The organism is Lentzea alba, from assembly GCF_011067745.1.
Lineage (GTDB): Bacteria > Actinomycetota > Actinomycetes > Mycobacteriales > Pseudonocardiaceae > Lentzea > Lentzea alba.
In genome coordinates, this window is sequence record NZ_JAAMPJ010000018.1 from 68,866 (window position 1) to 83,903 (window position 15,038).

Below are 15,038 nucleotides of genomic sequence, written 5' to 3' on the forward strand. Positions count from 1 at the left end.
CGATGCTCTCACGGCAAGCTAGTTCATTTGTGGACAAAACAAGGACGGTCAGGCCCCGGCCAGGTCGCCCACCACGTGGATCACGGTCGGACGGTCCGCGGCGAAGGCCTTGCGCAGGGCGGTGGCGAGCCTGTCGGAGTCGTCGACGGTGACGCCGTGGCAGTTGAGGCCCTTGGCGACCTGGACGAAGTCGATGCCGGGCAGGTTCACGCCGTGCACGGGTTCGCTGCGGTCCACCATCTCGCGGCGGATCTCGCCGTAGCCGCCGTTGTCGCAGATGATCACCGGCAGGGCGAGGCGTTCCTGGGCCGCGGTGGCCAGTTCGGGGAGGGTGAACATCATGCCGCCGTCGCCGTGCAGGGCCACGACCTGGCGGTCGGGGGCCGCCATCTTGGCGCCGATGGCGGCCGGCAGGCCGTAGCCGAGGGTGCCGAAGCCGGTGGGGTACAGGAAGCTCGCCGGGCCTTCCAGCGGCAGGTTGGACAAAGTGCCGTAGTAGCAGACCATCGCGCTGTCGCCGGCGATGATGGCGCCTGGGGACAGGACTTCGCGCATGGCCTCCACGAGCGGCAGCCAGGTGGCGCCTTGGGTGCGGGCGTGTTTGCGGAAGAGCTTCTGCCAGCGTTCGGCGCGCTGAACCGAATCCTGGCCGGCGTTGCCCTTGCCGAGGCGTTGGTTCAGGGCTTCTGCGGTGGCGTGAGCGTCGCCGACGAGGCGGTAGTCGGGGTTGGCGTTGGTGATCATCTGCGCCGGGTCGACGTCGATGCGGATGAGGTCGCCGGGGAACTTCAGCGGGCCGTTCCACAGGTCGGTGGAGGCCAGTTCGGTGCCGATGGCCACCACGACGTCGCATTCGGCGACGAAATCGGCGACCGCCTTGTGGTGCAGACCCGCGCCTATGGAGAGCCGGTGGTGTTCGGAGAAGGTGCCTTTGCCGTTGGCGGTGGCGACCACGGGGGCGCCCAGGCGTTCGGCGAGGGTGGTGATCTCTTCGGCGGCGCCCTTGGCACCACCGCCGATGATGAAGCCTGGACGTTCGGCGCTGCTCAGGCGGCGGGCAGCCGCGGCGATGGTGACGGCGTCGGCCGGCGGGTGGGCGAGCGGGACCGGGGCCACGTCGCTGACCTTCTCGACGGCGTCGATCAGGTCCAGCGGGATCTCCAGGTGCGCCGGGCGGGGGCGGCCGGAGGTCATGTGCGCGAAGGCCTGTGCGACGGCCAGCGGGATTTCGGCCACGCTGTGCACGCGGTTCGAGTAGCCGATCACGGCTTCGAGCGCGGCGCTCTGGTGACGGACCTCGTGCAGGGTGCCGTTGCCGCGGCCGGGGTGGCGCAGCGGCATGCCCGGTGAGATGAGCAGCACCGGCACGGAGTCCGAGTACGACTGGGTGATCGCGGTCATGGCGTTGAGCACGGCCGGGCCGCTCGTGGTGAGGCAGATGCCCGGTTTGCCGGTGACGCGGGCGTAGCCGTCGGCGGCGAAACCGGCGCCCTGCTCGTGGCGCGGGGTGACGTGCTTGACGTCGTGCTCGGCCAGGGCGCGGTAGATGCCGAGGTTGTGGGTGCCGGGGATGCCGAACACCAGCTCGGTGCCGTGCGCGACGAGTGCGCGCACCAGCGCGTCACCCCCGCTGAGTCGAGGAGGGGTCATGCTCATGCCACGTGTCGTCCGGCCGTGTCGTTCACCGCGTCGTCCGAAGGGATGACCAGCGCGTCGACGGCCAGCACGCCGCCGGGCCCTACGCGCACGGGGTTCAGCTCGATCTCGGCCAGATCCGGTCTGGCCACGAGCGTCTCGGACACCTTCGCGATGACCTGGGCCAACGCCGCCACGTCCACGGGTTCCGCGCCGCGCCAGCCGGACAGCAGCGGGGCGGAGACGAGGCGGGCCAGCATGTCCCTGGCCGTGGCGGGAGTCACGGGCGCGAGCTCGATCGCGGTGTCCTTGAACAACTCCGCGTGGACGCCGCCCGCGCCGACGAGGATCACAGGGCCGAACGAGTGGTCCCGCTTCGCGCCGACGATCAGCTCGACGGTGTGCTCGCGCGTGTCCATCTCCTCCAGGACGTAGGTGCCGGGGCCCAGCCTGGCCTCCATCTCCTCGAACGCCGTCGCGGGGTCGGTGAGGTTGAGCCGCACGCCGCCGTGCTCGCTCTTGTGGGCCAGCCAGCCGGCTTTGAGGGCGTACGGTCCGTTGAGCGTGGTCGCCTTCACCTCGGCGGCCGACGTGACGGCGTGCGCCCTGGGGAAGTCGACGAAGCTGAGCAGCTCGCGTGCGGCCAGGTAACCGGGCTCGAACGGCACGGCCGTTGTCGCGTCGTGCAGCACAACCCCGTGGGAGGTCGCACCAAGTCGCGTGGCATGTCCGAGCGCGGCCACCGCTCGCTCGATCGTGTGCTGCACCGGCACCCCACCGGCTCGCAACGCACGCACCGCCGCCGACTCCACCCGCATGCTGTGCACGACGACCGACACGCCTGCTTCCCTTGCCAGCGCGCAAATCCGCGAGGCGACAGCCACCTCGGCCGACTCCAGAGAAGGCGTGTCCTCCCCGTAGCTGCCGAAGTAGCCGGACAACACGACGGTGTCGACCTCTCCACCGCGCACGAAAGCCGATACCGCACGCGCGTAGTTCTCCAGGTCCTGCTCCCCCGCCCCCGCGAGGTCCATCGGGTTCGACATTCCGGGAAACGCCGGCACCAGCAGCCCAGCGGCACAAGCGAGGTCCGCGGCGATCGCCCCCTGCCCACCGGAGTCGGAGATGATCCCGACCCGGCGCCCTCGAGGCACTCCGGAGCACAGCACCGCCGCCAGATCGACCAGCGCGGCCGGCGTCGTCACCCGAACCGCGCCGACCCGGCGGCAGGCCGCGTCGACCACGTCCAAAGAGGACGTCAACGCTCCGGTGTGCGACAAAGCGGCCTCCTGCGCCGCCGCGGAGGAACCGACGGTCAGCAACACCACCGGCTTCCCGGCCGCACACAGCTCGGACATGGCCGCCACGATCCCTGGGCCGAAGCTCTCCAGGTAGACCCCGACGACCGTGGTCAGATCGTGGGAAACCAGGTCCAGCAACGCTTCCGCCGCCGTCACGTCCGCCTGGTTGCCCACCGAGACGAACCGCGAGACGCCGATCCCCGACGCGGCCGCGAGCCCGGCGATCTCCAGCCCGACCTGCCCGCTCTGCGACACCACACCCAGCGACCCCGGCTGGAAATGCCCCCACGCGAGGTGGAGCGACGTCGCCGCGTCGAACACGCCCAGGCAGTTCGGCCCCAGCAGGCGCGCCCCCGACTCACGAATCCGGCCGATCACCCCGTCGTCGATACCAGAAGGGATGCCGACGAATCCGCGCACACCGACCGCCAACGCCTCGTCCACCACGGCCGGCACGTGGGCGGCGGGCACGGCCAGCACGACCAGTTCCGGCGCCTCGGACAGTTCCGACAGGGAACGGACGGTCGGGTGCGAGAGAACCGATCCACCGCTGCGGTTCACGAGGTGCACGGCCCGGCGGTCACGCCCGGTCAAGGCTCCGCGCGCGAGCCAGTGGCCCCACTTGGCGGGGTCGTCACTGGCGCCCACGACCGCGACGGACGCGGGATCGGAGAAGATCATCTCGCACCGAGGCCGCGGGAGATGATCAGGCGCTGGATGTCCGAGGTGCCTTCCTCGATCTCCTCGAGCTTGGCGTCGCGCATCCAGCGTTCGACGGGGTACTCACGCGAATAGCCGTAGCCGCCCAACGTCTGCACCGCCGCGTGCGTGCACCACATGGCGTTTTCCGAACCGACGAGTTTCGCCATCGCCGACTCCTGCGCCACGGCCTCACCGGCGTCGTACAACGTCGCCGCGCGCACGGTCAGCAGGTGCGACATGTCGACGCGTGTGGCCATGTCCGCGAGCCGGAACGCCACCGCCTGGTGCTGGATGATCGGCACCCCGAACTGCGTCCGTTCCCGCGCGTACTCCGAAGCGAAGTCCAGGGCCGCCCTCGCCAACCCCGTCGTGGCGGCGCCGATGAGGATGCGCGAGGCGTCGAACGTCCGCATCAGCCCCGAAAAGCCCTGCCCCTCCTCGCCGAGGCGGTTCTCCACCGGCACGCGCACGTCGTCGAGGAACACCTCCGCGTTGACGATCGCCCGCTGCCCCATCTTCTGGAACGGCGGCCCGACCGTCAGCCCGGGAGCGTCCCCCGGCACCACGAACGCGGTCACCCCGCGGGACCGCTTCGAGGGATCCACCGTCGCGAAGATCACGAACTGCGAAGCGTAGGGAGCGTTGGAGATCCAGGTCTTCTGTCCGTTGAGGACGTACGAGTCACCGTCACGCCGAGCCGAGGTCTGGATGCTCGCCGCGTCGGACCCGCTGCCCGGCTCGGTGACCGCGACGGCGGTGAGCGGCGGCGTCCGGGTCGTCAGCGGACTGAGGAACCGCTCCTGCTGCTCAGTCGTGCCGAGGTGCTCTATCGGGGCGCTGAAGAAGCCGTTGGACGTGATCAGGTTGCCGATGCCGATGTCGCCGTGGCACAGCTCCTGCTGGATCAGCACTTGGGTGAGCAGGTCGGTGACACCGCCGCCACCGAACTTCTCGCCGATCATGAACGACGTCAGCCCGAGCTCGGACGCCTTCTCCCACACGTCGAGCGGCGACTCGGTGTCCGCCTCGTCGACAGCGCGCCCTCGCGGCCGGATGTGATCGGCGGCGAACTTCCTGGCCAGTTCGACGAACTGCTCCTGTTCGGCCGTGAGCCGCAGGCCGTCCCGGACGGTCCGCCCCATCTCGCACCCCTAAATTGACTGACGAATCAGTTATTCACGATCCACGGGGCAGCCTAACTGTGTCAAGACGTGTCTGTAGGGTCGCGAACGGGTGACTGATTCGCCTGTTCAGGGCGGGATCGTCACGCGCTGGAGCAGGCCTACCGGGAGTTGTCCACAGATCGCCGAACGGTGGGTTGACAGACGCGTTCGGACACCGGCGTGGACGGCTCAGCCGCTGCCAGCACGGGCACGCGACCGGTCGACGGCGGGTGGAGGCTCAAGACCCGGCACGCCGCCGACCTACCCCTCCGGGCAGAGAAGCCGATCAGGGCCGCAGCGCCGCCCGCACGATTTCCAGGGCTTCCTGCGACGTGAGGCCCAGTTCCGCGGACATCGTCGCGTACTGGGCCGCCGCCGCACGGATGCGCTCGCGGTTGTTGTCGCCGTTCGCGCTCACCACGGTTCCCGCGCGGCCCCGCGTTTCGACGAGACCGGCTTCCTCCAGTTCACGGTAGGCGCGCGCCACCGTGTTGACCGCCAGGCCCAGATCCTTGGCCAGGGCTCGCACGGTGGGCAGCTTGGCTCCCACCGCCAGTTCGCGGTTCGAGATGGCGCTCGCGTAATGCACACGCACCTGCTCGTACGGCGGCATCTCCCCGTGGTGGTCGATCTTCACTGCTCCCCATCCTCCCCGGCCTGTCACTACCTCTGTATTGACCAACGGAGGAATCACGCGGAGGTTGCGGTCGAATCAGCGGAGATTGGTCTGGTCCGCGCCCATCTGGACGTAGAGCTTGCGCCAGCCCTGGTCGGCGGCCGTGGCTTCTTTGCCGTCGCAGTAGGGCTTTGTGCCGTTCGAGGTGTAGTAGCGGAGGATGGACAACGAGACGACGGTGTCCCAATTACCTTCGTCGAAGTACTCCTCCCCCGGTGTCTGGTCCTGATGTTTGAGGCAGGAGATGTCCGACTGCTGTTCGTCGTCGAACCGGGCGGTGGCCGTCTCCGACGTCGTGGAACACGCGGCCAGGGCGGCCAGCGCGAGCACGGCCGGCACGATGAGCTTCTTCATGATCCTTCTTCCTGTTCAACCGGCCAGCGCGCGCGTGGCCAGACCGACTCCGACGAGCATCACCAGCGCCGCGGTGCCGAGCGGCGTGAAGTCCGCGAACCTGCGGAACCGGGCGAAGCGGGCCAGCCGCGGGCCGAACCGGTCCCGCAGTGAGACCAGCAGCAACCCGGCGGCGGTCAGCGTCGCCGCCATGCCCAGGCCGTACGCCAGCACCAGCACCACGCCGAACCACGTGCGGCCCAGCGCGATCGCGCCCAGCAGCACGACCAGCGCGGACGGCGACGGCACCAGGCCGCCCGCGACTCCCATTCCGACGAGCCCCGCCCGGCGGTGCCCATGACCATGACCGTGGCCGTGGGTGTGTCCGTGCCCATGACCGTGTCCGTGACCATGTCCGTGACTGTGCACATGCCCTTCTTGGGCACGCTTACGACCACGGGAACGCACCGCCGAGCGGAGCAGCACTCCTCCGATCACCGCGACCAGCAGACCGCTCGTGAGGCCGAGCCAGCGCAGAACTGACTCGCCGGCGATCACGCTGGACACGCTGAGCAGCAGCCCGAGCACCAGGACACCCGCCGTGTGGGTGATGGTGACCGTGGCCCCGACGAGGAGTGCGTCGCGGCGGGTTCCCCTCGAACCCGCCAGGTAGGCGGCCATCACGGTCTTGCCGTGGCCGGGCAGCGCCGCATGGGACGCGCCCAGCACCAGAGACAGCAGGACCGCACCGATTCCGACCACCGGGGTGAGATCACCCACCAGGCCGACGGCCGCCTTCGTGGCTTCCCCCAACGCTCCAGGAGGGGTGACGACCGTCCCCGCTCCTGGTTGTGCGACGAACCGCACCGCCCGCACGTCCAGCGGACTGGACAGCAGGTCGTCCGGGTAGTTCCGCAGTTCGTCGCTGATCGACTCGGCCGGCGCGCCCGACACCGCGACGTCGACACCGACGACGGTGATCTCGCGCCAGCCGACCTTGTCCTTGAGGTACGAGTCGCTGAACGTCACCTCGACCTCGCCGCGCACCGCCAGCAGGGCGCTGTACTCGCAGGTCAACCGCATCGTGGGCAGACCGGCCTCCCCCGGCGGCCGCACGACGCCGGCGTCGCGCACCTCGAACGACAGCTCGCGTTCGTCGGCCATGGCGTTCAACGACTTCGCGCGTTCCGAACAGCGCTTTCGGGCGTCGACGAACTCGCGGTCCTGCAGGGTCGGGATCTCCGCACTGTCCACAACGGACCGCAGCTCGATCCGGTCGGGGAACACCCGCAGGCCGTCGTAGTGGTTCACGCTGAGGTTGCTCAGCGGGTGCGCCTGCGCGACCCCGCCCATCAGCAGCATTCCGAACAACACCAGCACGAGCACCCTCATCGCAGACTCCCCAGGATCGCCTCGCGGTGCCGCAGGACCTCCGCGTCCCGCCAGCCGAGCGCGACCGCCTTGTCCGAGTACGGCAAGGCCTCGGCGGAACGCTTGTTGACGTGCAGGGCCCAGGCCATCGCGTCCGCCGTGAAGACGCTCTGCCGCTTCGCCCACTCCTTCTCGGCGTACCGCAACGCCTCAGCGGGATCACCGTGATCGGCCGTGATCAACGCGGCGGTGAGATCGTCGCCGCCCAGCGCCCGCACCTGCTGCAGCGCGAGGTCGTACTGCGCCCGCGCCTCCTGCGGCCGACCGGCCTTGTCCAGCGCCTTGCCGTACTTCACCAGGTACTCCGGTGACGGCGCCTTCGCCACGAGCCCGCGGTAAACCTCGAGCGCCTCCTCGTTCGTCCGCCCCTTCAGCTCGTCCAGCTGGAATCGGCAGAACTCCGCCTCCTCCGCCGAAGAAGCCGCCTCCAACGCCCGGTTCAGAGCCTCCCGAGCGTCGTCCAGACGACCGTGCAACTCGAAGTGGTAAGCGGCGCGGGTGAACGACGCAACCCCCGGTCGCAGGTCCAGCATGCGTTGCAGGGCAACAGAAGCACCGGCGTCGTCACCGAGCTGTGTCAGTGCGTCGACCAGCACGCCCTGCGCCTGAGCGGAGTCCGGAAGTGTCGAGACCGCTCGCTGACCCCAGTCACGGGCGGCAGCGAAGTCGTGCTTGGCGTTGGCGAGCGCACCGCGGCCGATGAACGCTTCACCGTTGGCGTCCGGCTTGAGCCGCAACGACTCGGTCAACGCCTTGTCGGCGCGGGAGTGGTGCTGGGGGTCGAACGTGACTCGGGCGAGTTCCACGTGCGTGGCCCCGAGCTGGGCCCACGAGGCCGCGTCGGTCGGAGTTCGGCGGAGCTTGGCCTGCAACGACTCCGCGTTGCGCTGCAGGGAGGAGGTCTGCGTGGCGGCGGGGGTTGCCGCCTGCGGGGAGGCGCAGGCGGCAACGGCGAGCAAAGCTGCCAGCAGCGGAATGGTTTTCCACATCTGAGGCACCTTCGCTTAGCGGGAGTTGACCGCCCTGTTGCTCGGCAGGCCGACGTACGGGAACTTGTCACCGAAGCGAACGTCGTTGGCGTTCACCCGGTCGCCCTTGGCGAGCGCCGGCACGAGCTTGCCGGTCAGCGCCGCGCCGACCACGGCCTGGATCTCGATGTCCACGACGTCGTCGGCCAGCCTGCGGCCGTTCGGGAAGCCCTGCAGGTCGCCGCCGAGCACGCCCAGCCGGTTGGGGTTCTTCGTCACCGGCGTGGACATGTTGAGCCGCAACATCTCCGACGGCGAGAACCTCTTCGGGTCCACGTCGGCGTTGTTCAGCTGCGAGTTGAGGTCGGCCTTGATCGGGCCGCCCGCCTTCGTGGTGATCCCGGTCAGGAAGATCTCCACCAGGTCGGCGCGCGGCGTCTTCGGCGCGGGGATGCCGTAGATCGCCTGGATCAGCCGGGCGAGCTCCGGGTCGTTCACCCGGTCCAGCAACGCCTGCACCTTCGCGTCGTTGACGGGTTGCAGCCCGTTGAACGCGTCCTTGATGGGTGCCGAGGACACGACCTCGTTCACCAGCGGGTTGCCCAGCCGCGACACCTGGACGAAGTCGCCCTGCGGGGTCGCCTTGCCCGGTTCGAGCTTGAGCGAGCGGCGTTCGGTGTCGCTCCACACGCCGATCACCGGGTTGCGCTTCGGGTCGCCCTTCAGCGCGAGCATCGTCTTGGGCACCTGGATGGCGATGGTGTTGACGTTGTAGCCCATCAAGGTGTCCTGGTTGACCTCCTTGAGGTTTCCTCCGTAGAGCAGGTCGAACACCCGCAGGTCCAGGAAGAAGGAGTCCTCCGACGGTCCGACGTAGACCTGGCCGCCACCGGGGAGCTTGGCCGTCGCCTGGTCCCTGATCGCGCCGAAGTCCGGGAACGACGCGGGACCGGTGTTGGACGGCGCCGCCCTGCCGTTGCGCACCAGCGGAGTGGTCTTGGGGCCCTCGATCAGTTCGAGGTTGTAGTTCTGCCGGAACAACAGGTTGTCGTCGTTGATCGACGTGACCGGCCCGTTGTTGTAGAGGAAGGTCGGCGACTTGCCACCGCGCCGGTCGTCGGTCGTGAAGGTGAACCGGAAGGTCTTGTCCGGCACCGCGTCGCCGTCGGCGTCGATGTTGAGGTCGTACCGGGCGTCCGTGGCCCACGGGTAGAAGTTGGGGCCACCGTTGGGTTCCTGCAGCCCGAACCAGTTCGCGACGAGCGTGACCGTGTCGGGTCTGTCCGGGCTGGTGAAGGCGTACACGTCGGTGTTGTCCACCGCCGGGTCCGCGGCGATCAGCGGCGCCTCGCGATGGCTCGACGCCTCCGCCGCCGGTATCGCCGCCGCCGCCGCGACGACGGCCGCGGCGATCGCACCGCGGCGTAATCGCTTCTTGTTGCTAGTTGGCATTGTCCTGCTCCCTTCCAACAGCCAGGGATTCGGAGCAGGACGCCCGCCGGTTCGGTCGTGATTGTGTTGTTACTCAGCGGCTTTCGGAGCGACGACGGTGCCGCGGGCACGCGTTACGACGATCGGCTCAGTCAGTACGTCCGCCGCCGAAGGTCCGCGTTCGGGCGCCGAGCGGCACACCACCCGTGCCTCGAACTCGATCTCACGCGAGCGTTTTCCGATGCGCACCAACGTCGCCGTCGCCTCGACGACGTCGCCGGCCTGGATCGGCGCCGCGAACTCGACGGAGCTGTACCCCGCGAACAGCCCCTCGTCGGAGTCCGTGTGGATCAGCAACTCGGTGGCGACGTCACCGAACATGCCGAGCCCGTAGGCGCCGTCGACCAGGTTGCCGCCGTAGTGAGCGTGCGAGTGCGGCACGTAACGGCGATGCGTCACCGAAAAACCTTCGACCAAAGCCCCGCTCACGCGGCGACCCCCTTCTTCTCCTGCATCGCGTGCACCAAATAGCTCGCGACCTCACCCGGAGTGGTACCCCGGCTGAACACCCGATCGACCCCCAGCTCGCCCGCCATCAGCGGGTCGAACCGCGGCCCGCCCGCGACCAGCAGCGGACGCCGGTCCCCCATCGCCTCGCGGAACGCCGCGGACATCTCCTGCGTGTTCAGGATGTGCGCGTCCCGCTGGGTCACCACCTGGGAGATCAGCACGGCGTCGGCCTTCTCGCTGCGCGCGCGCCGCACGAGCTCCGGCACGGAGACCTGCGCGCCGAGGTTCACGACCTTCAGCTCGCGGTAGTACTCCAGGCCCTTCTCGCCCGCGAAGCCCTTGATGTTGAGGATCGCGTCGATGCCGACCGTGTGCGCGTCCGTGCCGATGCAGCCGCCGACGACGACCAGCTTGCGCCGCAACACCTTCTTCAGCGTGGTGTTCACTTCGGACGGTGACAGCAGCGGGTACTCGCGCTCGACGACCTTGACGTCGTCCATGTCCACGATGTGCTTCACCGAGCCGTAGACGACGAAGAACGTGAAGTCGTCGCCGATCGGGTTCGAGTGGACCACCATCGCGGGGTCCATGCCCATCTTGTTCGCGAGCTGCTGCGCCGCGCCGTCCGCCTTGGGGCCGAAGGGAATCGGCAGCGTGAACGACGTCTGGATCATGCCGTCGCCGGTGGTGTCGCCGTACGGCCTCACGTACCTCTTGTCCGTCACTGCGCTGCCTCCAGCATCTCGCTCGCGGGGTTGAAGTACGCCTCGGCCTTCTCGACCACCCCGTCCGCGCCCTTGCCCAGGTGGGCCGGGCGCTTCATCAGGCCGAACGTGCCGTCCGCGATGGCGTTGAGCAGGCCGTCGTCGACGATGCGGTCGAGGAGGTCCACGGCCTCGCCGAGCACCTGGTGCGCCCGCTTGACGATCAACCCGTCCGGCGCGGGCCGGAAGTCCTCGGCGAGACTGCCCGCCGCGTTGAGCACGTACCGGACGTTCTGCAGGGCGAGGTCGCGGTCGGACAGGAACGGCGTCACGACGGCCTCGGTCATCATGCCGACGAGCAGAATGGACTGTCCTGTCAGGACACCCGCGAGGTTGAAGAACCCGTCCAGCAGATAGCCGTTGAACACGTCACCGGTCATGTGCTTGGTCGGCGGCATCCACTTCAGCGGCGCGTCCGGGAAGAGCTCGCGCGCCAGAAGGGCGTGCGCGAGTTCGAGCCGGAACGAGTCGGGCACCTTCGGGTTGATCTCGAAGGCGTGCCCGAGGCCCAGCAGGTGGTCGGGCAGTCCCGCCTCGTGGGCGAAGTGCTCGTTGAGGAGCTGGGAGACGGTGACGGTGTGCGCGGCGTCAACGGCGTCCGCGGTGGTGAGGTAGTTGTCCTCGCCGGTGTTGATGATGATGCCGGCCCGCGCGTGCACCTGACGGCTGAACCGCTGGTCGACGAACGTGCGGATCGGGTTGATGTCGCGGAACAGGATGCCGTACATCGAGTCGTTCAACATCATGTCGAGCCGCTGCAGCCCCGCCAGCACCGCGATCTCCGGCATGCACAGCCCGGACGCGTAGTTGGTGAGCCGGACGTACCGGCCGACCTCTTTGGAGACGTCGTCGAGCGCTGCCCGCATGATCCGGAAGTTCTCCTGCGTGGCGTACGTGCCCGCGAACCCGTGGTGCGTGGCGCCTTCCGGCACGTAGTCGAGCAGCGACTGCCCGGTCGAGCGGATCACCGCGATGATGTCCGCACCCGCGCGCGCCGCGTTCTGGGCCTGGACGACGTCCTCGTCGATGTCACCGGTGGCGACGATCAGGTAGATCCACGGCCGCTGCGCCGGGTCGCCCAGCTTGTGGATCAACTTGTCGCGCTGCGCTCGGTTGCGGTCGACCGTCTTGAGCCCCTTGGCGACGGCACTCGTCGCCGCTTTCTTGGCGGCCGTCAGGTCTTTGCCGGCCGGGATCTTGAACTGGATCTGGCCGGCCGCCGTGGCTTCCGCGAGTTCGGTGAGGGTCGCGAGGTTGTGTTCCTTCAGCGCGTGGAAGGCCGGGAGCACCACGCCGTGCTCCAGCCCGCACTGCTCGCGGACCGTGTCGATCACGCGGTTGACCCACGGCACGTCACCGGCGCGGTGGGTGGAGTCCGCGCCGGTGATGCCGGCCAGGCGAAGCGTGGCGCGCTCGACCGCAACGGTGGTGTGCGCCTTCGCGATGGACACCACCGGTTCGGCCGCCCGCGCCGCGAGTTTCCGCGCGGTGGCGACGACCTTGGGGTCGAGGTCGAGCAACGCCATGAGTCACTTCCTTTCGTAGATAGTCCGGCCGTTCAGCACGGTCCGCACGCAGACGGGCGCGGGACCGGTGAGGTCAGGCAGTCCGGGCACGCCGGAACGCGGGTCGGTCGACCACCGCTGGACTCGCGCGTCGGATCCGGCCACCACGAGGTCGCCCGTCTCCCACACCGCGTAAGTCGCGGGGGCACCAGGCTGCAGCGTCCCGGTCAAGCCGTCGTCCACGCCCGCGGCACGCCAGCCACCACGGGTGTGCGCGGTGAACGCGGCTCGCGGTGAAATGCCGTGGCCCTCGGTCTTGTGGTGCACCGCGGCCTTGATCGCCGCCCACGGGTCGATGGCGGTCACCGGCGTGTCCGAGCCGAACGCCAGAACCACACCGGCGGCGGCAAGGCGCGAGAAGTGGTTGAGCCCCACTCCGCGTTCGCTGCCGAGCCGCTGGGCGTACATCCCGGACGGCCCGCCCCACTCGGCGTCGAAAAGCGGCTGGACCGAGGCGATGACGCCCCACCCGGCGAGCTTCTGCGCCTGCTCGGCGGAGATCATCTCGACGTGTTCGAGGCGGTGGCGCGCCGAAGCCAGCTCAGGAGCGCCGAGGGCCTTCTCGGCGAGCTCGAAACCCTCGATCACGGCGGCCATGGCGGCGTCGCCGATGACGTGGAACCCCGCCTGCACACCGAGCTCGGTGCACTTGATCAGGTGATCGGCGATCTGCTGACCGTTCAGGTAGAGCGCGCCGGACGTGTCAGCGTCCGCGTAGGGCTCGACCAGCGCGGCCGTGCGGGAGCCGAGCGCGCCGTCGACGAAGTGGTCGCCGGCCAGGCCGCGCACCGCGACGCCGGGCAGTTCGTGGGCGCCCCAGTAGGCGACGACCTCGGGGCCCTCGCCCAGCGCGACCAGTTCGCGCAGGTCGTCCTCGCCCGAGATGTCCGGACCGGCGCACTCGTGCACCGATGCGATGCCCATTGACGCAGCGTGCGCCAAGAACGTGCGTTGAGCAGCCTCACGCAGTGCAGGCGTGATAGCGGCTTTGGCGATGCCCCGCACGAGGTGGTGGGCGGCGCGAGAGAGAGGACCGTCCTCCGAGTAGCCGTCCGCCGCACGCGCGTCGTCGTTGATCAGGTCGGACGACACGATGGCCGAGTGCACGTCGATGCGCGACAAGTAGACCGTCTTGCCGTCCGAGGCCTCGTCGATCTCCGCGCGCGTGGGCGGCCGGTTCTCCGCCCAGCGCGTCTCGTCCCAGCCGTGTCCCCACACCAGCGGGCCGTCCGCGTCACGCACTCGTTGGAGGAGTTCGTCCACAGAGGACGTCTTCGTCAAGTCCAGGCCGGTCAGCAGCAGTCCCGCGGACGTCGCGTGGACGTGGGCGTCGACGAACGCGGGCGCGACGAAGGCACCGCCGAGCTCGACGACCTCGGCGTCGGGGTGCAGCGCGCGGCCGACCGAGTCCTGTCCGATCCACACGACGACGCCGTCCGTGACGGCCATGGCCGTCGCATCCGGTGCGTAGATGCGGCCACCGACCAAAAGTTGCGTACTCACGTCACGCAGTCTGCCGTTGTTCGAACAGCGCCCGCACACCCGGCTGGGTCCGGACCAGGTCCAACGCGAACTCGGCGTGACCAGGCACATAGCCGTTGCCGACGATCATCTCCACGTCGGCGGCCAGGCCCTCGGCGCCGAGGGCGGCGGCGCTGAACGAGGTCGCCATCGAGAAGAAGATCACGGTGCCGCCGTCGGCGGTCGCGAGAATGGCGCCGTGCTCGCACCCCGGCACGTCCACACACACGACCGTGACATCGACCTGCTTGCCCACGGCTTCAGCAACAGCCACCGGGTTGCGCGCGTCGGCGATAACGACCTCGTCCGCAAGACCTGCCGCACGGACCTGTGCCGCCTCACGCTCGGTCGGCACCAACGCCACGAGGCGCGACGCACCGGCCTGACGTGCGGCCGCGAGAGAGAGCGAGCCCGACTTACCGCCACCGCCGAGCACCAGCACTGACCCACCAGGGTGCCGCCGCACCACACGGTCAGTCAGTGCCGGTGCACCACACACGTCAAGTACGGACAGCGCCAGCTCGTTGGACATGTCGGACGGCAGCACCGCCGCGATCGACCGCCCGAACAGCACCGCGGTCCCCCGGCACGGCACCTGCTCGTCCTCGCCGCTCCAGTCCTGCAGCCCGTCGTTGATCTTCAACGGCGTCAGCGTGAGGCTGACCAGCGTCGCGATCCGGTCACCCGCCTTCAGGCCGAGCGGCGACGACGGCCCGACCTCCAGGACCGTGCCGAGCAGCATGCCGCCCGAGCCGGTGACGGGGTTCTGCATCTTGCCGCGCTCGGCGACGATGTCCAGCACGGCCTGCCGGACCGCCGCACCGCTGCCGTGCTGCTCCCTGAGCTGCCGAAACGACGCCGCGTCCAGGTTGAGCCGCTCGACCGCGACGATCACCTCGTCGGCCGCGGGGACCGGCTCCGCGTCGAGCCGCCACGCCTGCTGGGGCAGCACACCAGCGGGCTCGAGGACGCGGTGCAGTCCGTACGCGCTCACCTGAAAATCCTTCGGTCGACGACGCTGTCTCGACAATATCTTCA

At 69.2% G+C, this 15,038-nt stretch carries 13 protein-coding genes; all 13 read right to left on the minus strand.

Annotated elements, in window-relative coordinates; all coding sequences use genetic code 11:
- Positions 1–48: 48 nt before the first annotated feature.
- Positions 49–1,650, minus strand: coding sequence for a thiamine pyrophosphate-binding protein (locus G7043_RS43925; RefSeq protein ID WP_166055011.1), 1,602 nt, complete (start codon positions 1,648–1,650; stop codon positions 49–51).
- Between the two features lie 2 nt (positions 1,651–1,652).
- Positions 1,653–3,617, minus strand: coding sequence for an acetate--CoA ligase family protein (locus G7043_RS43930; RefSeq protein ID WP_166055013.1), 1,965 nt, complete (start codon positions 3,615–3,617; stop codon positions 1,653–1,655).
- Positions 3,614–4,780, minus strand: a complete 1,167-nt coding sequence (locus tag G7043_RS43935) for an acyl-CoA dehydrogenase family protein (RefSeq protein WP_166055015.1) — start codon at positions 4,778–4,780, stop codon at positions 3,614–3,616. Before G7043_RS43935 ends, G7043_RS43930 begins: the two co-directional genes overlap by 4 nt.
- 307 nt (positions 4,781–5,087) lie before the next feature.
- Entirely contained in the window at positions 5,088–5,414 is a 327-nt protein-coding gene (locus tag G7043_RS43940) for a GntR family transcriptional regulator (protein WP_166055224.1), read from the minus strand.
- 99 nt (positions 5,415–5,513) lie between these two features.
- Positions 5,514–5,831 (minus strand): hypothetical protein, encoded by a 318-nt coding sequence (locus G7043_RS43945; protein WP_166055017.1) that lies wholly within the window; start codon positions 5,829–5,831, stop codon positions 5,514–5,516.
- A 15-nt stretch (positions 5,832–5,846) separates the two neighbouring features.
- The gene (locus G7043_RS43950) at positions 5,847–7,202 is read right to left on the minus strand and encodes a nickel/cobalt transporter (RefSeq protein ID WP_207312545.1); all 1,356 of its coding nucleotides are present in this window, start codon (positions 7,200–7,202) and stop codon (positions 5,847–5,849) included.
- Positions 7,199–8,230: a tetratricopeptide repeat protein gene (locus G7043_RS43955; RefSeq protein WP_166055019.1), complete on the minus strand. Its 1,032-nt coding sequence runs from the start codon at positions 8,228–8,230 to the stop codon at positions 7,199–7,201. Before G7043_RS43955 ends, G7043_RS43950 begins: the two co-directional genes overlap by 4 nt.
- A gap of 15 nt (positions 8,231–8,245) precedes the next feature.
- A complete protein-coding gene (locus G7043_RS43960; RefSeq protein ID WP_166055021.1) occupies positions 8,246–9,661 on the minus strand; it encodes a DUF4331 domain-containing protein in 1,416 nt (471 codons plus the stop codon).
- 69 nt (positions 9,662–9,730) lie between these two features.
- Positions 9,731–10,099: a 3-aminobutyryl-CoA ammonia lyase gene (gene kal, locus G7043_RS43965; RefSeq protein WP_313888391.1), complete on the minus strand. Its 369-nt coding sequence runs from the start codon at positions 10,097–10,099 to the stop codon at positions 9,731–9,733.
- A gap of 26 nt (positions 10,100–10,125) precedes the next feature.
- Positions 10,126–10,875: a lysine 5,6-aminomutase subunit beta gene (kamE, locus tag G7043_RS43970; protein ID WP_166055025.1), complete on the minus strand. Its 750-nt coding sequence runs from the start codon at positions 10,873–10,875 to the stop codon at positions 10,126–10,128.
- On the minus strand, positions 10,872–12,440 hold the full coding sequence (gene kamD, locus G7043_RS43975; protein ID WP_166055027.1) for a lysine 5,6-aminomutase subunit alpha: 1,569 nt from the start codon (positions 12,438–12,440) through the stop codon (positions 10,872–10,874). The genes kamE and kamD overlap by 4 nt, the downstream gene beginning before the upstream one ends.
- A gap of 3 nt (positions 12,441–12,443) precedes the next feature.
- Positions 12,444–13,991, minus strand: coding sequence for an amidohydrolase (locus tag G7043_RS43980; RefSeq protein ID WP_242643354.1), 1,548 nt, complete (start codon positions 13,989–13,991; stop codon positions 12,444–12,446).
- On the minus strand, positions 13,984–14,994 hold the full coding sequence (kdd, locus tag G7043_RS43985) for an L-erythro-3,5-diaminohexanoate dehydrogenase (RefSeq protein WP_166055031.1): 1,011 nt from the start codon (positions 14,992–14,994) through the stop codon (positions 13,984–13,986). Before kdd ends, G7043_RS43980 begins: the two co-directional genes overlap by 8 nt.
- Between the last annotated feature and the right edge of the window lie 44 nt (positions 14,995–15,038).

Excerpts from the sequence above, each read along its gene's own strand:
- G7043_RS43955 (WP_166055019.1), bottom strand. The coding sequence starts at position 8,230 with ATGTGGAAAACCATTCCGCTGCTGGCAGCTTTGCTCGCCGTTGCCGCC.
- G7043_RS43930 (WP_166055013.1), bottom strand. The coding sequence starts at position 3,617 with ATGATCTTCTCCGATCCCGCGTCCGTCGCGGTCGTGGGCGCCAGTGAC.
- G7043_RS43960 (WP_166055021.1), bottom strand. The coding sequence starts at position 9,661 with ATGCCAACTAGCAACAAGAAGCGATTACGCCGCGGTGCGATCGCCGCG.
- G7043_RS43935 (WP_166055015.1), bottom strand. The coding sequence starts at position 4,780 with ATGGGGCGGACCGTCCGGGACGGCCTGCGGCTCACGGCCGAACAGGAG.
- G7043_RS43945 (WP_166055017.1), bottom strand. The coding sequence starts at position 5,831 with ATGAAGAAGCTCATCGTGCCGGCCGTGCTCGCGCTGGCCGCCCTGGCC.
- G7043_RS43940 (WP_166055224.1), bottom strand. The coding sequence starts at position 5,414 with ATGCCGCCGTACGAGCAGGTGCGTGTGCATTACGCGAGCGCCATCTCG.
- G7043_RS43925 (WP_166055011.1), bottom strand. The coding sequence starts at position 1,650 with ATGACCCCTCCTCGACTCAGCGGGGGTGACGCGCTGGTGCGCGCACTC.
- kamD (WP_166055027.1), bottom strand. The coding sequence starts at position 12,440 with ATGGCGTTGCTCGACCTCGACCCCAAGGTCGTCGCCACCGCGCGGAAA.
- G7043_RS43950 (WP_207312545.1), bottom strand. The coding sequence starts at position 7,202 with ATGAGGGTGCTCGTGCTGGTGTTGTTCGGAATGCTGCTGATGGGCGGG.